The 17,199-nt window shown below is 63.0% G+C and carries 23 protein-coding genes; 13 read left to right on the top strand and 10 right to left on the bottom strand.

Annotated features, from left to right (window positions below; genetic code table 11):
* Window positions 1–4: 4 nt before the first annotated feature.
* The 3 genes from ACXYMS_RS02660 to puuE all read left to right on the top strand — a co-directional run bounded on the left by ACXYMS_RS02660 (window position 5) and on the right by puuE (window position 2,463).
* Window positions 5–427, top strand: coding sequence for a DUF1801 domain-containing protein (locus tag ACXYMS_RS02660; protein WP_458903474.1), 423 nt, complete (start codon window positions 5–7; stop codon window positions 425–427).
* An 11-nt stretch (window positions 428–438) separates the two neighbouring features.
* Window positions 439–867, top strand: a complete 429-nt coding sequence (locus ACXYMS_RS02655; protein ID WP_458903473.1) for an SRPBCC family protein — start codon at window positions 439–441, stop codon at window positions 865–867.
* Window positions 868–1,044: 177 nt separating this feature from the next.
* A complete protein-coding gene (puuE, locus tag ACXYMS_RS02650; protein ID WP_458903472.1) occupies window positions 1,045–2,463 on the top strand; it encodes an allantoinase PuuE in 1,419 nt (472 codons plus the stop codon).
* Between the two features lie 9 nt (window positions 2,464–2,472).
* Here the strand turns inward: puuE and ACXYMS_RS02645 are convergent, their stop codons facing one another.
* Together ACXYMS_RS02645 and ACXYMS_RS02640 are read right to left on the bottom strand one after the other, a co-directional pair.
* Complete coding sequence (locus ACXYMS_RS02645) at window positions 2,473–2,613, bottom strand: hypothetical protein (protein ID WP_458903471.1); 141 nt, start codon at window positions 2,611–2,613, stop codon at window positions 2,473–2,475.
* A 53-nt stretch (window positions 2,614–2,666) separates the two neighbouring features.
* Window positions 2,667–3,125, bottom strand: a complete 459-nt coding sequence (locus tag ACXYMS_RS02640) for an SRPBCC family protein (protein ID WP_458903470.1) — start codon at window positions 3,123–3,125, stop codon at window positions 2,667–2,669.
* Between the two features lie 51 nt (window positions 3,126–3,176).
* Here ACXYMS_RS02640 and ACXYMS_RS02635 point away from each other — a divergent pair, with 51 nt between their 5' ends.
* The 5 genes from ACXYMS_RS02635 to ACXYMS_RS02615 all read left to right on the top strand — a co-directional run bounded on the left by ACXYMS_RS02635 (window position 3,177) and on the right by ACXYMS_RS02615 (window position 6,391).
* On the top strand, window positions 3,177–3,500 hold the full coding sequence (locus tag ACXYMS_RS02635) for an ArsR/SmtB family transcription factor (protein WP_458903469.1): 324 nt from the start codon (window positions 3,177–3,179) through the stop codon (window positions 3,498–3,500).
* A gap of 73 nt (window positions 3,501–3,573) precedes the next feature.
* On the top strand, window positions 3,574–4,392 hold the full coding sequence (locus tag ACXYMS_RS02630; protein WP_458903468.1) for a bifunctional allantoicase/(S)-ureidoglycine aminohydrolase: 819 nt from the start codon (window positions 3,574–3,576) through the stop codon (window positions 4,390–4,392).
* 3 nt (window positions 4,393–4,395) lie between these two features.
* Entirely contained in the window at window positions 4,396–4,908 is a 513-nt protein-coding gene (locus tag ACXYMS_RS02625; RefSeq protein ID WP_458903467.1) for an ureidoglycolate lyase, read from the top strand.
* A 73-nt stretch (window positions 4,909–4,981) separates the two neighbouring features.
* Window positions 4,982–5,761 carry an META domain-containing protein gene (locus ACXYMS_RS02620; RefSeq protein ID WP_458903466.1) on the top strand — a complete coding sequence of 260 codons (780 nt, stop codon included), beginning with the start codon at window positions 4,982–4,984 and terminating at the stop codon, window positions 5,759–5,761.
* 6 nt (window positions 5,762–5,767) lie between these two features.
* Complete coding sequence (locus tag ACXYMS_RS02615; protein WP_458903465.1) at window positions 5,768–6,391, top strand: nucleoside deaminase; 624 nt, start codon at window positions 5,768–5,770, stop codon at window positions 6,389–6,391.
* Here the strand turns inward: ACXYMS_RS02615 and ACXYMS_RS02610 are convergent.
* On the bottom strand, window positions 6,388–6,510 hold the full coding sequence (locus ACXYMS_RS02610) for a hypothetical protein (protein WP_458903464.1): 123 nt from the start codon (window positions 6,508–6,510) through the stop codon (window positions 6,388–6,390). The two genes, ACXYMS_RS02615 and ACXYMS_RS02610, sit on opposite strands and share 4 nt — an antisense overlap.
* A 215-nt stretch (window positions 6,511–6,725) precedes the next feature.
* On the opposite strand from ACXYMS_RS02610, the gene otsB reads away from it, so the two are divergent.
* Entirely contained in the window at window positions 6,726–7,538 is an 813-nt protein-coding gene (gene otsB / locus ACXYMS_RS02605) for a trehalose-phosphatase (RefSeq protein WP_458903463.1), read from the top strand.
* A gap of 63 nt (window positions 7,539–7,601) precedes the next feature.
* Entirely contained in the window at window positions 7,602–9,017 is a 1,416-nt protein-coding gene (locus ACXYMS_RS02600; RefSeq protein ID WP_458903462.1) for an alpha,alpha-trehalose-phosphate synthase (UDP-forming), read from the top strand.
* On the opposite strand, the gene ACXYMS_RS02595 is transcribed toward ACXYMS_RS02600, so the two are convergent.
* Window positions 8,996–9,904: a 2-dehydropantoate 2-reductase gene (locus ACXYMS_RS02595; RefSeq protein ID WP_458903461.1), complete on the bottom strand. Its 909-nt coding sequence runs from the start codon at window positions 9,902–9,904 to the stop codon at window positions 8,996–8,998. The two genes, ACXYMS_RS02600 and ACXYMS_RS02595, sit on opposite strands and share 22 nt — an antisense overlap.
* A 66-nt stretch (window positions 9,905–9,970) precedes the next feature.
* Window positions 9,971–11,431 (bottom strand): DEAD/DEAH box helicase, encoded by a 1,461-nt coding sequence (locus ACXYMS_RS02590; protein ID WP_458903460.1) that lies wholly within the window; start codon window positions 11,429–11,431, stop codon window positions 9,971–9,973.
* A 319-nt stretch (window positions 11,432–11,750) separates the two neighbouring features.
* Here ACXYMS_RS02590 and ACXYMS_RS02585 point away from each other — a divergent pair, with 319 nt between their 5' ends.
* Window positions 11,751–12,149 carry a GFA family protein gene (locus ACXYMS_RS02585; protein WP_458903459.1) on the top strand — a complete coding sequence of 133 codons (399 nt, stop codon included), beginning with the start codon at window positions 11,751–11,753 and terminating at the stop codon, window positions 12,147–12,149.
* Here the strand turns inward: ACXYMS_RS02585 and ACXYMS_RS02580 are convergent.
* Both ACXYMS_RS02580 and ACXYMS_RS02575 read right to left on the bottom strand, forming a co-directional pair.
* The gene (locus ACXYMS_RS02580) at window positions 12,146–12,937 is read right to left on the bottom strand and encodes a molybdopterin-dependent oxidoreductase (protein ID WP_458903458.1); all 792 of its coding nucleotides are present in this window, start codon (window positions 12,935–12,937) and stop codon (window positions 12,146–12,148) included. The genes ACXYMS_RS02585 and ACXYMS_RS02580 overlap by 4 nt on opposite strands.
* The gene (locus ACXYMS_RS02575; protein ID WP_458903457.1) at window positions 12,934–13,782 is read right to left on the bottom strand and encodes a cytochrome b/b6 domain-containing protein; all 849 of its coding nucleotides are present in this window, start codon (window positions 13,780–13,782) and stop codon (window positions 12,934–12,936) included. Before ACXYMS_RS02575 ends, ACXYMS_RS02580 begins: the two co-directional genes overlap by 4 nt.
* 190 nt (window positions 13,783–13,972) lie before the next feature.
* On the opposite strand from ACXYMS_RS02575, the gene ACXYMS_RS02570 reads away from it, so the two are divergent.
* Both ACXYMS_RS02570 and ACXYMS_RS02565 read left to right on the top strand, forming a co-directional pair.
* A complete protein-coding gene (locus ACXYMS_RS02570; RefSeq protein ID WP_458904588.1) occupies window positions 13,973–14,497 on the top strand; it encodes a sigma-70 family RNA polymerase sigma factor in 525 nt (174 codons plus the stop codon).
* A complete protein-coding gene (locus ACXYMS_RS02565; RefSeq protein WP_458903456.1) occupies window positions 14,494–15,132 on the top strand; it encodes an NrsF family protein in 639 nt (212 codons plus the stop codon). Before ACXYMS_RS02570 ends, ACXYMS_RS02565 begins: the two co-directional genes overlap by 4 nt.
* A gap of 150 nt (window positions 15,133–15,282) precedes the next feature.
* Here the strand turns inward: ACXYMS_RS02565 and ACXYMS_RS02560 are convergent, their stop codons facing one another.
* The 3 genes from ACXYMS_RS02560 to ACXYMS_RS02550 form a co-directional block, all read right to left on the bottom strand.
* On the bottom strand, window positions 15,283–15,933 hold the full coding sequence (locus ACXYMS_RS02560; protein ID WP_458903455.1) for a ThuA domain-containing protein: 651 nt from the start codon (window positions 15,931–15,933) through the stop codon (window positions 15,283–15,285).
* Window positions 15,934–15,996: 63 nt separating this feature from the next.
* Window positions 15,997–16,632, bottom strand: a complete 636-nt coding sequence (locus tag ACXYMS_RS02555) for a class I SAM-dependent methyltransferase (RefSeq protein WP_458903454.1) — start codon at window positions 16,630–16,632, stop codon at window positions 15,997–15,999.
* Complete coding sequence (locus ACXYMS_RS02550) at window positions 16,629–17,108, bottom strand: GtrA family protein (RefSeq protein ID WP_458903453.1); 480 nt, start codon at window positions 17,106–17,108, stop codon at window positions 16,629–16,631. Before ACXYMS_RS02550 ends, ACXYMS_RS02555 begins: the two co-directional genes overlap by 4 nt.
* Window positions 17,109–17,199: the final 91 nt, after the last annotated feature.

Below are 17,199 nucleotides of genomic sequence, written 5' to 3'. Positions count from 1 at the left end.
AGCCATGAATTTTTCCAAGAACAGCGCCGAGGGCCTGGCGACCGGCGCCTCCCCGACGGAATTGATCGACCAGCGCATCGCTGCCCTGCCCGATTGGCGCGGAGAGAAACTCGCCGAAATCCGCAGGCTTATCCATGAGGCGCTACCCGACGTGGTCGAGGAGTGGAAATGGGGCAAGCCGGTCTGGTCGCATGATGGCCTCATCTGCACCGGCGAGGTCTACAAGACGGCGGTGAAAACCACCTTCCCGAAGGGCGCCTCGCTGGACGATCCCGATCATCTGTTCAACTCGAGCATGGAAGGCAATGTCCGCCGCGCCATCGATTTTTTCGAAGGCGGAGCCATCGACGAGGCCGCCTTCAAGGGCTTGATCAAGGCCGCGGCCATCGCCAATGGCGACGCGGCCACCAAAAAAGCGAAGAAGTAGGAATTTTCGCCATGACCACCGCCACCCAGACCCGCGCCGTCGTCGTCGAGCGCGAAATTGCTCAACCGGCCGCCAAGATCTGGAAGGCGCTGACCCAGTCGCACCTCATCTCCGAATGGCTGATGAACAATGATTTCAGCCCAGTCGTGGGCCACAAGTTCAAGCTGCGCGGCGAATGGGGCGGCGTACTGGATTGCGAAGTGCTGGCCATCGAGCCCGAACGGTCCCTGTCCTATTCCTGGGACTTCGATAATGATGATCCGGCTTTCGGTCTCAAGAGCGTCGTCACCTATACGCTGACCCCCACGGCCAGCGGCACGCATCTGCGGGTCGAGCAGGCCGGCTTCCGCCCCGAGCAGAAGCAGGCCTATGGCGGCGCCCATGCCGGGTGGAAGCAATTCCTGGAGAAGCTGGAAGAGGTTGTGGGGGCTCAAGGATAGGGCCCAAGTCCGCCCAATATGCGATGCCGCCCTCGGGCTCGACCCGAGGGCCAGTCAAGGCAGTCCCGACAGTTGAGGCATGGCCTCGGGTCATCCAGAACTGCGTTCGACACCTAGCGCCCCACCTTGGCTTCTGATTACCATCGAGTCTTCTGCTTGACGTTTCAGAGACCCGATATGAACCGATACCCCCGCGACATGCACGGCCACGGCCAGACCCCGCCTCATGCCAACTGGCCCGGCGGCGCCCATGTGGCGGTGCAGTTCGTGCTCAATTACGAGGAGGGCGGGGAGAACAATATCCTGCATGGCGATGCCGCCTCGGAGGCCTTCCTGGTCGACGTGCTGGGGACCGCGCCCTGGCCCGGCCAGCGCCACGCCAATGTCGAGAGCATGTATGAATATGGCGCCCGCGCCGGATTCTGGCGCCTGCATCGCCTGTTCACCGAGGCCGAACTGCCTGTCACCGTCTATGGCGTCGCCACCGCGCTGATGCGCGCCCCGGCCCAGTTGGCCGCCATGCAGGAGGCGGGCTGGGAAATTGCCAGCCATGGCCTCAAATGGGTGCAGCACAAGGACATGCCGCCCGCCGAGGAAGCCGCGCAGATCGCCGAGGCGATCCGGCTGCACACCATCGCCACCGGATCACGGCCCAAAGGCTGGTATACCGGACGGTCCAGCCTCAACACCGTCGACCTGGTCGCCGACCATGGCGGCTTTGCCTATATTTCGGACACCTATGACGACGACCTGCCCTATTGGAAAGTCATCGGCGGGAAGCCGCAGCTCATCATTCCCTACTCGCTCTCGACCAATGACATGCGCTTCGTCACCGGACCGGGCTTCGACAATGGCGAAGAGTATTTCCAGTTCCTCAAGGACAGCTTTGACTGCCTCTATGCCGAGGGCCAGGCAGGCGCGCCCAAGATGATGTCGCTGGGCCTGCATTGCCGGCTGGTCGGCCAGCCCGGACGCTATCAGGGCCTGAGGAAATTCGTGGACTACATCAAGGGCTTCGACAAGGTCTGGATCCCCACCCGCCTCGCCATTGCCGAGCATTGGGCCGCCGAACACCCCTATATTGCGCCGGAGGTCGTCCCCAGCCAGCTCGACAATGCGACCTTCGTCGACCGCTATGGCTCGATCTTCGAGCATTCCCCCTGGATCGCCGAGCGCGCCTGGGAGAGCGAGTTGGCACCGGCCAATGACACGGCCATTGGCCTCCACTTCGCTCTGAGGACCCAGTTCCGCATGGCCACGACCGAAGAACGACTAGCTGTCCTCCGTGCCCATCCGGACCTCGCCGGCAAGCTTGCCGCCGCAAAGCGCCTGACCGCCGATTCCACCTCCGAACAGGCGTCGGCAGGCCTCGATGCCCTGACCGATGACGAACGGGACACGTTCACCGCGCTCAACAATGCCTATGTCGAAAAATTCGGCTTCCCCTTCATCATCGCCGTGCGCGACCACGACAAGGCGTCGATCCTTGAGAATTTCGAGCGGCGCATTGCCAGTTCGGCGGAAGAGGAATTTGCAACCGCTTGCGCTCAGGTGGAACGGATCGCGCTGCTGCGGCTGAAGGCCGTATTGCCCTGATCAGGTCGATCAGTCGTCGAGGCGCTGTTCCGGTGCCCCGACGTCGTCGCGATCAAACCCGAAGACCAGCGCCAGCACGGCCAGCCAGGGCAGGTTGTGCTGCACCCAATGGTGCGGTGAAACGCCGATACTCAACAATACTTGACGCATGATCCTTCGACCATAGCGCCAAATGTTGAAGATTGCGTAACCTTAACCGGCCCCTACTTGTAGAACCCCTCGCGCAGGTTGATGCCATGCTCGACCCACACGCGCATGGCGCAGAGCATGCCCGTCCAGCCCTCGCAATTACCATAAGAGGCCTTCTGGCCCGCCTCGTTATCGCGCCAGCCCGCTTCATGAATGGACACCAGCGTCCGCCCGTCCTCCAGCGCCTCGAAGCCCATGGTCACAATGGTCTGGTAATTGCCAGCCGGATCGTCATCGGGCGGTGCATCCCAGGTCAAGACAATCTTTTCGTCCGGCACGACTTCGACCACCTGCACCGGGAAGGCGCCAGGAAAGTCATGGAAATCCCAGGTGACCGTCGCGCCCGTCTCCAGCCGCCCCTTGGCCCCGCCCGTGGTGAAATAGGCCGACAATTCCCTGGGGTCGGCCACCGCTTCAAACACCTCATGCACTGGGCGCGAAATGCGGCCCCTGACCGTGAATTCATACGCCATTGCAGAGCTCCTCAGCTTGACTGAGGGCATATTATGTTATAATTCTATAACATGTCAAATGACGACGCAGATGACCTGATTTTCAAGGCGCTCGGCCACCGCGTAAGGCGGCGCATTCTCGATCACCTCAAGACCGAGTCCCGCACCACCGGCATGCTCTGCGACCTGTTCCGCGAGCTCGACCGCTGCACGGTCATGCAGCATCTGGGCGTCTTGGAAGAGGCCGGGCTGGTGGTGGCGGAGAAGCGCGGCCGCGAGCGCTGGAACCATCTCGACGCCCTGCCCGTCCACGCCATTCACGAACGCTGGATTGGTCCCTATGCAACCTATGCCGCTGCCATGCTGAGCCGGCTTAAGCAGAGTATTGACGCCTGAGGGCTCCACCCCATGGCGTCATCTCCCTGAAGTCTTTAGAGTCAGTCCGAAGCGACATCATGTGAAGCGATTCATGGCCTCTACCTACGCCTCTCCCCCCGCCGGCCTGCCGGGCCAGATGGCTCTCCATACCGGCCGCGCCACCTTCACCGAGGCATACGCCTTGATCCCCCACGGCGTGATGCGGGATATCGTCACTTCCTATCTGCCGCATTGGCGAGAGAGCCGGGCGTGGATCATCGCTCGCCCGCTGAGCGGCTTTGCCGAGACTTTTTCGCAATATATCGTCGAAGTCTTCCCCGGCGGCGGCAGCGAGCATCCGGAAGAAAACTCGGAAGCCGAAGGCGTGCTCTTCGTGGCCTCGGGCCAGATAACCCTGACACTGGAGGGCAAGACCCATCTCCTCAAGGAGGGCGGCTATGCCTTCCTGCCACCGGGATGCGCCTGGAGCCTGGTAAACAAGTCCACCGACCCGGTGCGTTTCCATTGGGTACGCAAGCGCTATGACGCAGTGGACGGCATCGAGACTCCTGCGCCCTTCGTCGCCAACGAGCAGGACGAACCCATCATCTGGATGCCGGGCACCAACAACAGCTGGGGCACCACCCGCTTTGTCGATCCCGCCGATGTCCGCCACGACATGCACGTCAATATCGTCACACTCGAACCGGGCGCCGTCATTCCCTTCGAGGAAACCCATGTCATGGAGCATGGTCTCTATGTGCTCGAGGGCAAGGCGGTCTATCGGCTCAATCGCGACTGGGTCGAGGTCGAGGCCGGCGACTTCATGTGGCTGCGCGCCTTCTGTCCCCAGGCCTGCTATGCGGGCCCCGAGCGCTTCCGCTACCTCCTCTATAAGGACGTCAACCGGCACGCCAAATTACCGTTCTGAGCCATGACCCACGCCCGTTCCATTATCGTTGAGCCCTTGACAGCCGACGCCTTCGCTCCGTTCGGGCAGGTGATCGAGCGGGACGGCGCCCACCACTATCCCATCAATGCCGGCATGACCGAGCGCTACCACGACCTGGCGCGGGTCGAACTGGGCGGTGTACATCCGCGCCCGCTCATCTCCATTTTTCACGGACAGCCCTATGCGCTGCCACTCGCGCTCAAGCTGGTGGAACGCCACCCGCTGGGCAGCCAGGCCTTCTATCCGCTCTCGGACGCACCCTGGCTGGTCATTGTGGCCGAGGACGAGGGCGGCATGCCGGAGCGCCTGCGCGCCTTCCGCCCTGCCCCGGGCCAGGGCGTCAATATCGCCATGAACACCTGGCACGGCGTGCTGACGCCACTGGAGCGCGAGAGCGACTATCTGGTGGTCGACCGGGGCGGCGAGGGCAATAATCTCGAAGAACACCACTTCGAGACACCATGGCTGATCGAGGCACCCGCACAGCGGACCTAACCTTAATATCTCAGCTGTCTCGCAACCAATATGCGCCTGGAGTAGTCTTGTCTCGGAAGGGATGGAGGCGAACATGCAAACGCGCACAGTCTTGCGCGCCCTGGCGGTACAGCTGCTGATGCTCACACCAGCCTGGGCCGGAACCATCACGCTCAATGGCAATGTGACCTATCGCGAGCGCATCACCCTTCCGCCCGATGCCTGGTTGCGTGTCACGCTGATCGAGCTGGACAATGCAGCGCCCATTATCGGCGCCAGCGCCAGCATCCCCGCCAGGGGACAGGTGCCACTGGCTTTTTCTCTCAACGTCCGAAACACTCTCGAAGCCGACACCGCCTATGGCCTGGTGGCAGAAATCAGCAGCGCTGGCGCCGTACTATTCTACAATCCTGTTCCCGTGCCGGTAGCGCCCAGGTCCGGGCACGTTCCGGACATTGTCGTCAATTTCGTCCCCCCGCCACCAGACCCAAAGCCTGGCCCGCTGCCCGATCCACCGCCCGAGGCACCCATATTTCAAGCCGATCTTGTGGACATTGTCTGGACCGTCACCAGCATCGGCGGCCGGCCGGTGAGTGGCGATCGCCCGCTGACGCTGTCCATCGCCCCCGATCATCGCGCCGGCGGCTTTGGCGGCTGCAACAACTACTTCACCGAGACCAGCATCGAAGGCAGCACCATCACCTTTGGCCCGGCAGCCGCCACGCGGATGGCCTGCGACGCCGTGACGATGGGGCAGGAAGCCGGCTATTTCGCTGCGCTCGCCGCCGTGGCATCCTATGAACGCGATGAACATGGCTTGCGCCTGCGCGACGCGGCGGGCGTCCCGCTCATCGGACTGATTGGCACGGAGTAGTCTCGTTTGGAAACGGCCGCACTGATTTCACGCCTTCTCGATGTCATCGAGCGGGACATCGCCCCTGTTACAGCAAAGGGGGTACAGCGTGGCAACAAACTGTTCGGCGCCGCCGTCCTGCGCAAGTCCGACCTATCGGTCGTGATCGCCGAAACCAATAACGAGGTGGAAAATCCGCTCTGGCATGGTGAGATGCACGCCATCAAGCGCTTCTTCGAATTGCCCGAGGACCAGCGTCCGGCCACAAGGGACTGTCTGTTTCTGGCGACGCACGAGCCGTGCTCGCTGTGCCTGTCTGGCATCACCTGGTCGGGCTTTGACAATTTCTACTATCTGTTCAGCCACGAGGACAGCCGCGACAGTTTCGCCATCCCTTATGACATCCAGATCCTCAAATCCGTCTATGCCGTGCCCGATCCCGAAACGGGCGCGGTCTCGCCCGAACGTGACCTCTATAACCGGCGCAATGATTTCTGGGTCAGCCACGGCATCCAGGACATGATTGCCGGACTCGACCGCAGCAATCGCGAAAGCCTGCTGGCGCGCGTCGATGACCTCAACGCGCTCTATGGCGAGCTGTCGGAACGCTACCAGAAAGACAAGGGCACCAGGGGCATTCCTCTGGCTTAGTGGCTCGTGGAAGTGATGGCCGGGGCTATCTCGCTGCGGGGCGCCTCGGCAAACGATGCCGCAAAGGTCAGGAAACTGATCGACAGGGCGAACAATGCGGTGAGCAATAACTGGGACATGATCTGAAGAGGCCTCATCTTGACGCTGGCTGGTGCCGGAGCTTTGCCCCGTCCGCCTTGCCTCCTTTTATTCATTCCGGTTTGAACTCCGGCCAAATGACCCATTAACCCAGCGTTCATAAATGCCGTCTGGCGCATACCAGCCATGTGGTGCGAACTTTTTGCACTCCTCCGCGTTGCAAGCAGTGACCACCAATGCAACCAAAGGGGCAGCCATGTCAGAACCGACAGCACATTCCGGCGGCGCGGCACCGTTGCTCGCCATTTTCACCGATTTCGACGGCACGCTCGTCGAGATCGCCGAAACGCCCGATGCCGTCGAAGTACCCACCGAGCTGACCGGCCAGCTGGAGGTCGCCGTACGCGATTTTGACCATGCCTTCGCCGTCATTACCGGTCGCGAGATTGCCGACATCGACAGGTTTCTCTCCCCGCTTCATCTGCCCGTCGCCGGAGCCCACGGCGCCCAGCGCCGCCGCGCCGACGGCAGCATGCTGGAGCTCGATGAAACCATCAGCCAGTCTGCCCAAGCCATTGCCACTGCCATTGCGCCCTTACTGGCCGAACACCCGGACCTGATTCTCGAACCAAAGGATGGCGCCGTCGCGCTGCACTTTCGTCAGGCGCCCGAGCTCGAGGAGGAATGCCTCCTCGCGATGCAGGCCGCCATTGCCGACCAACCCGAATTCACCCTGGTGCCCGGAAAGATGGTCATTGAGGCGCGACCGGCCGGCTTCGACAAGGGCAGCGCGCTCCGTGCCTTCATGCAGGAAGAACCTTTTGCCGGCCGCACACCGATCTTCATCGGCGACGACACCACTGACGAGGACGGCTTCCGCGTCGCCCAGGAATTGGGAGGCATCGGCATCAAGCTCGGGTCGGGCGAGACCATTGCCCGCATGCGCATCGCCGACGTCGCCTCGGTCCATGCTCTTTTGCAGGGTCTGGCCGAAATGTCTGCGCGACCACAGGCATCCAATGCTCTGACGGATGAAGAGCCGATCCTGGCGGATACAACCGCCCACTGATTTCCAGGCGAGCCGGACCGCCGGCTTGTTGCACGTTGAACCAGCCACGGGGGCACCAGTCACATGAGCCGCATCGTCATTGTATCGAACCGCACGCCCGGCAAGGGTCCCGCCGCTGGTGGGCTTGCCGTGGCGCTGCGCAAGGTGCTGAGTGAACGCGAGGGCTTCTGGTTCGGCTGGTCGGGCAAGCTCACCGACGAGCCCGCAAAACAGGCGCGTTTCGAGGATATCGACGGCATGAGGATCGCCCAGATCGACCTCACCCGCGATGACCACCACGCCTATTATGCGGGGTTTTCCAATTCCATTCTCTGGCCCAGCTTCCACCTTCGGCTCGACCTCGCGACCATCGAGAGCCATTGGTATGAGGGGTATCGCCGGGTGAACCAGCAGTTTGCCAAGGCGCTGCTGCCATTGCTCAAGCCCGACGATGTGGTGTGGGTCCACGATTACCACCTGATCCCGCTGGCCTCCGAACTGCGCCAGCTCGGTGCCCGCAACCGCATCGGCTTTTACCTGCACATCCCCTTCCCCACCGCGGACGCGCTTTACGCCATCCCGCACCATGAGGAACTGATGCGCGATCTCTCGCGCTATGACCTGGTGGGCATGCAGGCGAAACGCGACGTGTCGGCCTTCGCCGAGTTTGCCGAGCACCAGGCCCCCTCCACCTTTGGCGGTCATAAGGTACAGGCCATCGACTTCAGCCGCACCGAAGTCGAGGCCTTTCCCATCGGCTCGGACCCCGACGCCTTCGCCCGGATGTCGGTCAGTTCGGCGGGCACCAAGATGGTGCATCGCATGAAGCGCGCCATGGGCGATCAGCGCTTGATCCTGGGCGTTGACCGGCTCGACTATTCCAAGGGCCTGCCGCAGCGGGTGGAAGCCTATGAAAAGCTGCTCGCGAACAATGCGCGCCTGCGCCGCTCGGTGCATCTGTTACAGGTCGCGCCGCCGTCGCGCGATACAATCAAGGAATATCAGGAGACCAGCGACACGCTCGACGCAATCTGCGGTCGCGTCATGGGCCATTTTGCCGAGCCGGATTGGCAGCCCCTCACCTATGTGAAGCGCGCCTATGGCCAGCCCAGCCTGGCCGGTCTCTATCGCCTCGCTCGGGTGGGTCTCGTCACGCCGCTGCGCGATGGCATGAACCTGGTGGCCCATGAATATGTCGGTTCACAGAACCCCGAGGACCCCGGCGTTTTGGTGCTATCCCGCTTTGCCGGCGCCGCCGAGATTTTTCCCGAGGCGCTCCTGGTCAATCCATTCGACACCGACGAGACGGCCGAAGCCCTGCGCATGGCGCTCGACATGGATCTCGACGAGCGCAAGCAACGCTGGCAGGCGCTGATGGAAGCTGCCCGCAAGCACAATGTCGACGACTGGGCCCTCAGCTTCCTGGATCGACTGTCCCCGGAAGCGGCGGAAAAATCCAGCGCCACCCGTGATTTTCTCTACCTCGCCTCGGTGGCCTGAGGTTTCATCCATGGGCTACCGGCAGCGCCCAACAGGGTGACGAGCATGCGGTTGACCGGCGTGGTGATGCGGTGCTTTTCGCCCAGCCTGACAATGACGCCATTGCGAGCGTCGATTTCCATCGGATTGCCGGCCAGCCGGTCGGCATGAATGGAGCCACCAACCGCGCCTTCCTGCATGTTGCGCATATTGGCAATCGTGCTCTCCACCACGCTGTGCGGAACCTCGGCACCTTCTGCGCGACCGACTGCGGCGCATTCTTCCGCTAGTCCCCGAACGATGGCCTCAAGTTCGGCATTCCAGACCGGCCCCGTCGCCCGCAGCGTCAGCGCCGGCACGATAGACGCGCAATTGCCGCAAAGCTTGATCCAGACCTGGGACAGGAAATCGGCGTCTGCCTTTGCCTCAATGGCCGTATTGCCGAACAGGGCCGCAAAGTCCTCGCCATCACGGCCTGCCGGCACCGAGATAATGCCATCGCGGCTCTGCACGATCCGGCCCGGCGCGGTCCGCGCCGCCGGCAGGTTGATCATCACCGGCACGAGACGCGCGACGAGGACCAGGTGCTCGAACAGCCGCACATGCTCGACCCCGTTCTGGATGATCGCCACCCGCGTCCCGGGGCCGACTAACCGTTCAAGCCAGGGCCCGGTCGAATCGACGCTATAGGTCTTGGTGGCGACCATCACCCAATCGACCGGTCCGGCCTGCGATGGATCTGTAAACACCGTCGGGGTTGCGCGGATCGTGCCCTGCGGCGTTTCCACCACGAGGTCAGTGAGGGGCGTACGGGCGCAGACGGAAATGTTGAAACGCGGATCCTGCGACAGCCAGGCAGCGAGCGTACCCCCGATGGCGCCCGGTCCAACAATGGCAATGCTGGTCATGGCGTAATCTCCAAAACAGAATGGGCGACCCAAGGGCCGCCCATTCTTCTAGCCTATTTTGCTGATTCAGGCGCTGGCGCGACGGGCGCGGCCCGCTTCGCGCTGGCCCTTGTTCCAGCGCGGCTTGCCGCTCTTGGCGCCAGCCGGCTTGTTGCCGATGGGCTTGCCGGTCTCGGGGTCACGGCGCACATGCTTGACTTGGCCGCTCTTGCGGGTCTCGCCATCGGCAATGGCGGCCCCCTTGCCACCCATTTCCTTGGCAAACTCGGCGAACGGACGGCGCGGCCCGGCGGGACGGCGCACGGCCTCCGCCTTGGGATTGCGAGCGCCACGCTGGCCGGGACGGCCGGCATTGTTGCGGGGCTGGCGGGGAGCACTGGCTTCCTCGACCATGTTGAGATCACCCGAAACCGGCAGCGTGCGGCGGATCAGCCGCTCCACATCGCGCAGCTTGCTGCGCTCGGTACCATCACACAGGGTGATGGCAATGCCCGAGGCGCCATTGCGACCAGTGCGGCCGATACGGTGCACATAGTTTTCCGGATCGTCCGGCAGGTCATAGTTCACCACATGGGTGATGCCTTGCACATCGATGCCGCGCGCCGCGATATCGGTGGCGACAAGAATGCGCACATTGCCCGAGGAGAAACCCTTCAGAGCCGCCTGGCGGGCATTCTGGCTCTTGTTGCCATGGATGGCGGCCGCGTCATGACCGTCGATTTCCAGGTTCTTGGCGACGCGGTCGGCGCCATGCTTGGTGCGGGCAAAGACGATGACCCGCTCCATGCCTTCCTTCTCGTCGGCGAGCAGGTCGTTGAGCACGCCGCGCTTGGCCTTGGAGCCGGAAAGGATCACCCGCTGGTCGATCTTGACCACGGTGGAGCCCTGCGGCGCTGCCTCGACCTTGATCGGGTCCTTCAGCAGCGTCTTGGCCAGATCCTCGACCTCTGCCGCCATGGTCGCCGAGAACAGCATGGTCTGGCGCTTGAGGCCGATCTGCTTGGCAATGGCGCGCACCGGGGCAATGAAGCCCATGTCGAGCATGCGATCGGCCTCGTCCAGCACCAGCCAGCGCGTTTCATTGAGGCGGATCTTGTTGTCGTCGAGCAGGTCCTTGAGGCGACCCGGCGTAGCAACGACCACGTCGACACCCTTGGCGATCTTCTGGACCTGATGGTAGCGCGACACCCCGCCCAGGACGAGCACGGTATCGAGCCGCATCTTGCCGCCAGCGAACTTGCGCAGGTTCTCTTCGATCTGCACGGCCAGTTCACGCGTCGGCGCCAGGATCAGCGCGCGCGTCGTCATCGGCCGCGGACGGCCGGTCAGGGTCAGCAGGCCAGCCAGGATCGGCAGGCCGAAGGCCGCCGTCTTGCCAGAGCCGGTCTGGGCAATGCCCATCATGTCCCGGCCTTCAAGCAACTTCGGGATGGCCTGGGACTGGATCTTTGTTGGCTCGGTGAAGCCGCCGGCTGTCAGGCTGTCGGTGAGAAGGGTCGGCAGGCCGAGCGAAATGAAATCGGTCAAACGTTTGTCTTTCCTGTTGCGCGAAACCGCGCATGCGCCACGCCGCAAAGCGGCTGGCGCGTCTTGATAAGTGCAATCGGGCGAAACGGGATGTATCGCGCGGGTGCTGGCTCAAACCCGGACCACTTTCAGGTCTCCGGGTCGACTTCGCCGCTCACCGCATGAGTAAGGAGAGAAGTCCATCGACGGTCATTCTGCCGCGACGTAGCCCCCATATGGGGGAAATGCGCGCAAAAGGCAAGTGACCCCCACGCGGACCAGCAATGCGCCGGGGAACTGCAGGAGGGGTGGGGCGTTCGGCGAGCAGGAGGAAACAACGATGCTTTGGACCGGCGGATGCCTGTGCGGCAGGCGACACTATCAGATCGAGGCGGAGCCCGTAGCGGTTGGTCTTTGCCATTGCACCATGTGCAGGAAGGCCACGGGCGGACCCTTTGCCGTTCTCGTCCGACTGCCCCACGCCGAGCTCCGCTGGACCAATGCGAGACCCGCCATCTATCGCTCATCGCCCATCGCAACCCGGGGCTTCTGCCCCGATTGCGGCACACCACTCTACCTCAACTACGACGATGACGAGTTCATCCGCCTCACCGTCGGCTCATTCGATCACCCGGAGCGCCTGCACAGGCCCGAAGGACACTATGGCGTCGAGAGCCGCATTTCCTGGGTCGACTGCTGGAACGACCTGCCCGGCGAGACCACCAAGGAAGTATTCTAGATCCCGCCATACCAATCGTAGCCATTGTCCGGCCAATAACCGCCCTTGCCCTGGCCGAAGGGCGTCAGGTCATCGACCAGTTCGATCGTGTGCAGATATTTGGGCTGCTTGTAGCCCAGCGCCCGCTCGATCCTCAAACGGATCGGCGCACCATTGCTGACCGGCAGCACCTCGTCATTGAGACCATAGGAGAGGATGGTCTGAGGGTGATAGGCGTCGATCAGGTCCGAGCTTTCGTAATAGAGAATATCGCCGGTCAATCCGCGCTGGATATTGTCATAGCAGTGATAGACGCAATAGCGCGCCTCGGGCTTCACCCCGGCCTGGTCGAGCACCGGCCCCAGCGCAGTGCCCGTCCACTTGGCAATGCAGCTCCAACCTTCCACGCAATCATGCCGGGTGATCTGCGACCGGGCAGGCATATTGCGCAATTCTTCGAGCGAGAAACTGACCTCGCGCTCCACCATGCCTTTGACGGTCAGCCGATAGGGCGCGAAATTCTGCATGCGGAGGAAGGTGTATTCCGCCGTCGTCGGTTCGGTGGAGCCATTGGGCTTCATGCCCTGGCGGATTTCGCTGGCTGCGTATTCGCGGGCCAGCACCTGGTCTCCGATCAGCGCCCGCTGCGCCGAATAGGTCAGCACATTGGCCTGTTCCATCACCTGTCGCACCGGATTGCCGCGCTGCCCGAGGAAATCAAACTGGTTGCAGCCCGATAGGGCGAGCGAAGAGCCGATGGCCGCCGATCCGGCCAGGAACTTGCGGCGATTGACGATCAGCCGGCTCATGGCTTGTCTCCCTTCTGTGCGGGCGTGCCCGGGCTGGTGCGATACCAGCCGGTGATCATGGAGCGCAGCTCGTTGAGCGGCCCGGCCAGCAGCACCATGACGATGTGGACGATAAAGAACAGCACCAGCAGCACCATGACCCCGAAGTGAATGGTGCGCGCCGTTTGCCGCCCGCCGAAAATGTCGAGCAGCCAGGGCCATGCCGCATCCATGCCCGGGCTCATCGTCAGTCCGGTGAGGATGATGAGCGGGAAGAGAATGAAGAACACCGTGAAATAGCTCAACTTCTGCAATGGCGTGTAGCTGCGCCCATGATGGAGGCGGAAGCGCGCATGATCGAGCGCGTCTCGCGGCAATCCCTTCACATCGGCGCCATGGGGGACGATGTCGCGCCGCAGATGCCCGTTGATGAAGCTGGCGAGGAACCAGACGAACAGCGCCCCGACAAAGATCCAGCCAAAAAAGAAATGCACCACCCGGCCGGTGGCGAGGTCACGGAAGGACGGAATAGTCACCGCGCCCGGAAAGCCCACGAATTGCGGCCGCTCTGCGGACCCGCTCATCCCCAGCACGCCGGTCGTGTCGAATTTCTGTCCGAACACGGTGGTCTGGCCGCGCGCCCCCTCGGGGGTATTGGCCGCCCCGATCCTGAGGACCGAATTATCGAACTCGAACCCGGATTGCTCACCGATATAGAGATTGGGATGCGCATTGAAGATCTGCAGGCCAGAAAGCAGCAGGAAGAAGAGGCAGATCGCCCACACCCAATGGGTCAGGCGCGTCCAGATCGACTGACGATAGATCAGCGGCCCTCGGGTCGGCGGCAATTCCTGTGGCGACGTCATGGTCTTCCTCCGAGCCCCTCAATTCCCTATAGCTACGCTAGCGCGCCAAGGCTGTGCGGGTCATCACTGAAATGTCATGGCTCATTCGTTCCACACCGGCCTCTGGTTACCGTCAAAAAGCCCGTGTAACCTTGTCGCGTGACGCAGCGAATGGAAAGCGATGGTGAAGTCTGATCCGATCGAGGAGCGCCTGCGCAGCCTGATGCTGTCCTCGATTGAGGGCGATGGCGCGGCCTATCGCACGCTTCTGTCCGAACTCGGTCGGCATCTTCGCCCCTATTTTTCGCGACGCCTCAGCGCCGCCCACACTTCGCATGCGGAGGACCTCGTGCAGGAAACCCTGCTGGCTATTCATTCGCGGCGCATGACCTATGACACGACTCGGCCCTTTACCGCCTGGCTGCATGCAATTGCCCATCACAAATTTGTCGATCACGTCCGCCGCCATGCTATCCGCCCCACGGTCCAGCTTGACGATGATGCGCCAGTGTTTGCGCGGGACGACAGCGCCAATGCCGCTGACCGGCATGATGTGGAAACCGTGCTCAGTACCATCTCCGGCCGCACCGCCGATCTCATCCGCCAAACCCGCATCGAAGGCGCCAGCATTGCCGAGGCCGCCGCGCGCCAGGGCATGACCGAGACAGCCGCCAAGGTCTCCATTCATCGCGGTCTCAAATCGCTGATGGCCCGCTTTGCCGGGGGTGAGAAATGACCGACGATCTCATTGCCCGCCTCAGTTCCGATCTGAAACCTGTTCCACCCCGCGCCCTCGAGCGCCGGCTCTGGACCGCACTTGCGGTCGGCATTGCGGGTAGCCTCCTGCTCGGCCCGCTCTTTCTTGACCTGGTGATGGGCCGCCCCTTTGGCGGCGCCTGGGGCAGCGCCATGTTCTGGGGCAAGCTGGCCTTCACCCTGGGGCTGGGCCTGCTCGGCCTCATCGCGGTGCCGGCCCTGTCGCGCCCCGACGGGCGCCTTGTCTGGCCGCTGCTCGCCGCCGTCGCCCTGGCGCTCTCGGCCTTGGCAATGGGAACCATGGGCTGGATGCAGGCCGACTGGGCCATGCCTATGCTGATGGGCGGCACGGCCTTGGTCTGCCCCTGGCTGATCATCCTCACCGCGGCACCCATGCTGGCCATGCTGCTCGGCGCCATGCGGCGCTTCGCCCCTGCCTCCCCGACCCTGGCGGGCCTCGCCGCAGGGCTGCTGGCTGGCGGCTTCGGCGCCGCCGCCTATGCCTTTTATTGCGGCGAGACCAGCATGATGTTCATGGCCGTCTGGTATTCGCTGGGCATCGCCCTGACTGCGCTGCTGGGCGCGGTTCTCGGGCGGTTCCTGCTGCGCTGGTAGCGCCGGAAAAACGCATCGCGCTGCTGGCAAGGCCGAGGCGAAAATGTTGGCTCGCGAGAACCGGAGCGCAGCGTACCGCAGTACGTGAGCACCGGAAGCGGAGCGGGTCGACGTTTGCAGCCCGGCATCGTCAGCAGATCGTCGCGTTTTTTACTCGTCGCGCGCGGCCCAGTTCAACCCACGGCGCATGATGGTGGCCATGTTGGAATTCTCGAACTCCTTGGCCTGATGCCCCAGCGTCATGTGGAAGACCCGGCCCTGGCCGTAGCGATGCTTCCACACCACCGGCACGACGGCGCCATCGATCCAGGGGGCATGATCGCCGGTAAAGGTCGTCGTGGCCAGCACCTCGATCATCGGATCGACATGCATGTAATATTGCTCGGACTTATAGGGAAAGCTCGGCTTGATGCCAGCCATGATCGGATCGTCGGGCTTGGTCACATCGACCGTGTAGTCGATGATATCGCCTGGATGGGCTACCCATTGGCCTCCCACCATAAATTGGTAGTCCACCGCCTCGCGGAAGGCATCGCTCATGCCGCCGTGATGCCCGGCCAGGCCCACGCCACCGCGTACCGCCTTGGTGAGGTTCTGGACCTCTTCCTTCTCGATCTTGCTCATCGTAAAGATCGGAATAATCAGCGACAGGTCGGCAATGGACGGATCGGCGAAGGCACTGGTTTCCGTGGCGGTGCGGACCGAAAAACCGTCCTCATGCAGCCACCGGCGATAGATGGTGGCACATTCCTCCGGGTCGTGGCCTTCCCAGCCGCCATAGACAATCAAAGCACTGCGCATGAGCATTTCCCCGCAAATCAAACGGCGCGGAGAATACCCTAGTGAGCCGGTATTGAAAGCCCGTCAGGTGCGATTGATGGGCACGAGGCAGTTCACAAAATGCAGACGCCGCTCGAAAGCCCAGCTCAGCGGTGCCGGATAGAGCCCCAACCGGCCGGCGCGCCGCGCCTCTTCCAACCCCGCCTTGACGAACGCCGCTGACCACTCGCCGCCGTCGAGATAATTATAGGGCAGGCGCACATCGTGACCGCGGTTGCCGACCCAATCCATCAGCCTGAGGGTCGGACCGGCGAGCCAGCCCTCACGCAGATGGTCCTTTATCACCACCGATTGCCGCGCCACCCGCGCCGCCTCCGACAGCACGGCTGCCGGATCATCGGTGTGGTGCAGCACGTCGACAATGGTGACATGGTCAAAGCTCTGATCCGCGAATGGCAGCGTCGACCCGTCATAGGCGGTCACCGGAATATGGGTGACCGGCCGCACCAGCACGTCGACCCCCTCGACAGCCAGTTCCGGGCGACGCTGCATCAGCGCCACTGCCACCTGTCCGTCGCCGCATCCGAGGTCGAGCACCTGCCCGGTGCCCGCCGGAATAGCGTCCGCCAGCGCATCGGCGAGCGCCTCGACGCGCCGGCCGAAGATCAGCGCACCATGCACCGCATTGAGGAACTGCTTCCCCTGGGACGCGCCACTCATGCCGCTGCTGTGGCCATGCGTCGTTCATGGGCAAAGGCCCAGCCTTTGAGCACCATGTAGTTGACGCCCGAGGTGAGCAGGATGACCAGGATCGCCGCCGGCAGGCTGGGCAAGTGCAGCGCACCGTGAAACACGACGCCGAACAGGCTCGCCAGCACGAGCGCCATGGCCTGCACCGCCGCATAGCGCGGCAGCGCCTGGCGATGCGCGGCGGCCGAAGCGAAGGTGAAGCGCCGGTGCAGCAGATAGATCGGGATAATATAGGCCCCGTAGCAGGCGGTGCTGACCATCCAGGCCTCCAGCATGGTCAGGTGGGCGATCAGGAGGCTGCTCAGGACAACGAAACTCGCCGCAGCGCCGCCGCCGATCAGCAGGAAGGAGAGAATGCCCCCTCGGGGCCTCTCGCTCAAAGGGATGGTGGGTGGCTCGCGCATCAGGCTTTCAAGGGCGGCATTCATCGGCAGGCGATCCAGCATTTCACAACGAGAACCACAGCAATACGCGCGAACTCTTGCAGCCGCGTTTACGCAACAGGCGGGTGGCGATAACGCCATTGGGTCAGAAATT

Source organism: Devosia sp. CAU 1758 (genome assembly GCF_054482695.1).
Note: the sequence above shows the minus strand (reverse complement) of the source record. Positions and strands in the feature narration are given on the sequence as shown.

What these genes read in the sequence shown, in the direction of transcription:
- ACXYMS_RS02660 (WP_458903474.1), top strand. Translation starts at nt 5, where the DNA reads ATGAATTTTTCCAAGAACAGCGCCGAGGGCCTGGCGACCGGCGCCTCC.
- ACXYMS_RS02655 (WP_458903473.1), top strand. Translation starts at nt 439, where the DNA reads ATGACCACCGCCACCCAGACCCGCGCCGTCGTCGTCGAGCGCGAAATT.
- puuE (WP_458903472.1), top strand. Translation starts at nt 1,045, where the DNA reads ATGAACCGATACCCCCGCGACATGCACGGCCACGGCCAGACCCCGCCT.
- ACXYMS_RS02645 (WP_458903471.1), bottom strand. Translation starts at nt 2,613, where the DNA reads ATGCGTCAAGTATTGTTGAGTATCGGCGTTTCACCGCACCATTGGGTG.
- ACXYMS_RS02640 (WP_458903470.1), bottom strand. Translation starts at nt 3,125, where the DNA reads ATGGCGTATGAATTCACGGTCAGGGGCCGCATTTCGCGCCCAGTGCAT.
- ACXYMS_RS02635 (WP_458903469.1), top strand. Translation starts at nt 3,177, where the DNA reads ATGTCAAATGACGACGCAGATGACCTGATTTTCAAGGCGCTCGGCCAC.
- ACXYMS_RS02630 (WP_458903468.1), top strand. Translation starts at nt 3,574, where the DNA reads ATGGCCTCTACCTACGCCTCTCCCCCCGCCGGCCTGCCGGGCCAGATG.
- ACXYMS_RS02625 (WP_458903467.1), top strand. Translation starts at nt 4,396, where the DNA reads ATGACCCACGCCCGTTCCATTATCGTTGAGCCCTTGACAGCCGACGCC.
- ACXYMS_RS02620 (WP_458903466.1), top strand. Translation starts at nt 4,982, where the DNA reads ATGCAAACGCGCACAGTCTTGCGCGCCCTGGCGGTACAGCTGCTGATG.
- ACXYMS_RS02610 (WP_458903464.1), bottom strand. Translation starts at nt 6,510, where the DNA reads ATGTCCCAGTTATTGCTCACCGCATTGTTCGCCCTGTCGATCAGTTTC.
- otsB (WP_458903463.1), top strand. Translation starts at nt 6,726, where the DNA reads ATGTCAGAACCGACAGCACATTCCGGCGGCGCGGCACCGTTGCTCGCC.
- ACXYMS_RS02600 (WP_458903462.1), top strand. Translation starts at nt 7,602, where the DNA reads ATGAGCCGCATCGTCATTGTATCGAACCGCACGCCCGGCAAGGGTCCC.
- ACXYMS_RS02595 (WP_458903461.1), bottom strand. Translation starts at nt 9,904, where the DNA reads ATGACCAGCATTGCCATTGTTGGACCGGGCGCCATCGGGGGTACGCTC.
- ACXYMS_RS02585 (WP_458903459.1), top strand. Translation starts at nt 11,751, where the DNA reads ATGCTTTGGACCGGCGGATGCCTGTGCGGCAGGCGACACTATCAGATC.
- ACXYMS_RS02580 (WP_458903458.1), bottom strand. Translation starts at nt 12,937, where the DNA reads ATGAGCCGGCTGATCGTCAATCGCCGCAAGTTCCTGGCCGGATCGGCG.
- ACXYMS_RS02575 (WP_458903457.1), bottom strand. Translation starts at nt 13,782, where the DNA reads ATGACGTCGCCACAGGAATTGCCGCCGACCCGAGGGCCGCTGATCTAT.
- ACXYMS_RS02565 (WP_458903456.1), top strand. Translation starts at nt 14,494, where the DNA reads ATGACCGACGATCTCATTGCCCGCCTCAGTTCCGATCTGAAACCTGTT.
- ACXYMS_RS02560 (WP_458903455.1), bottom strand. Translation starts at nt 15,933, where the DNA reads ATGCGCAGTGCTTTGATTGTCTATGGCGGCTGGGAAGGCCACGACCCG.
- ACXYMS_RS02555 (WP_458903454.1), bottom strand. Translation starts at nt 16,632, where the DNA reads ATGAGTGGCGCGTCCCAGGGGAAGCAGTTCCTCAATGCGGTGCATGGT.
- ACXYMS_RS02550 (WP_458903453.1), bottom strand. Translation starts at nt 17,108, where the DNA reads ATGCTGGATCGCCTGCCGATGAATGCCGCCCTTGAAAGCCTGATGCGC.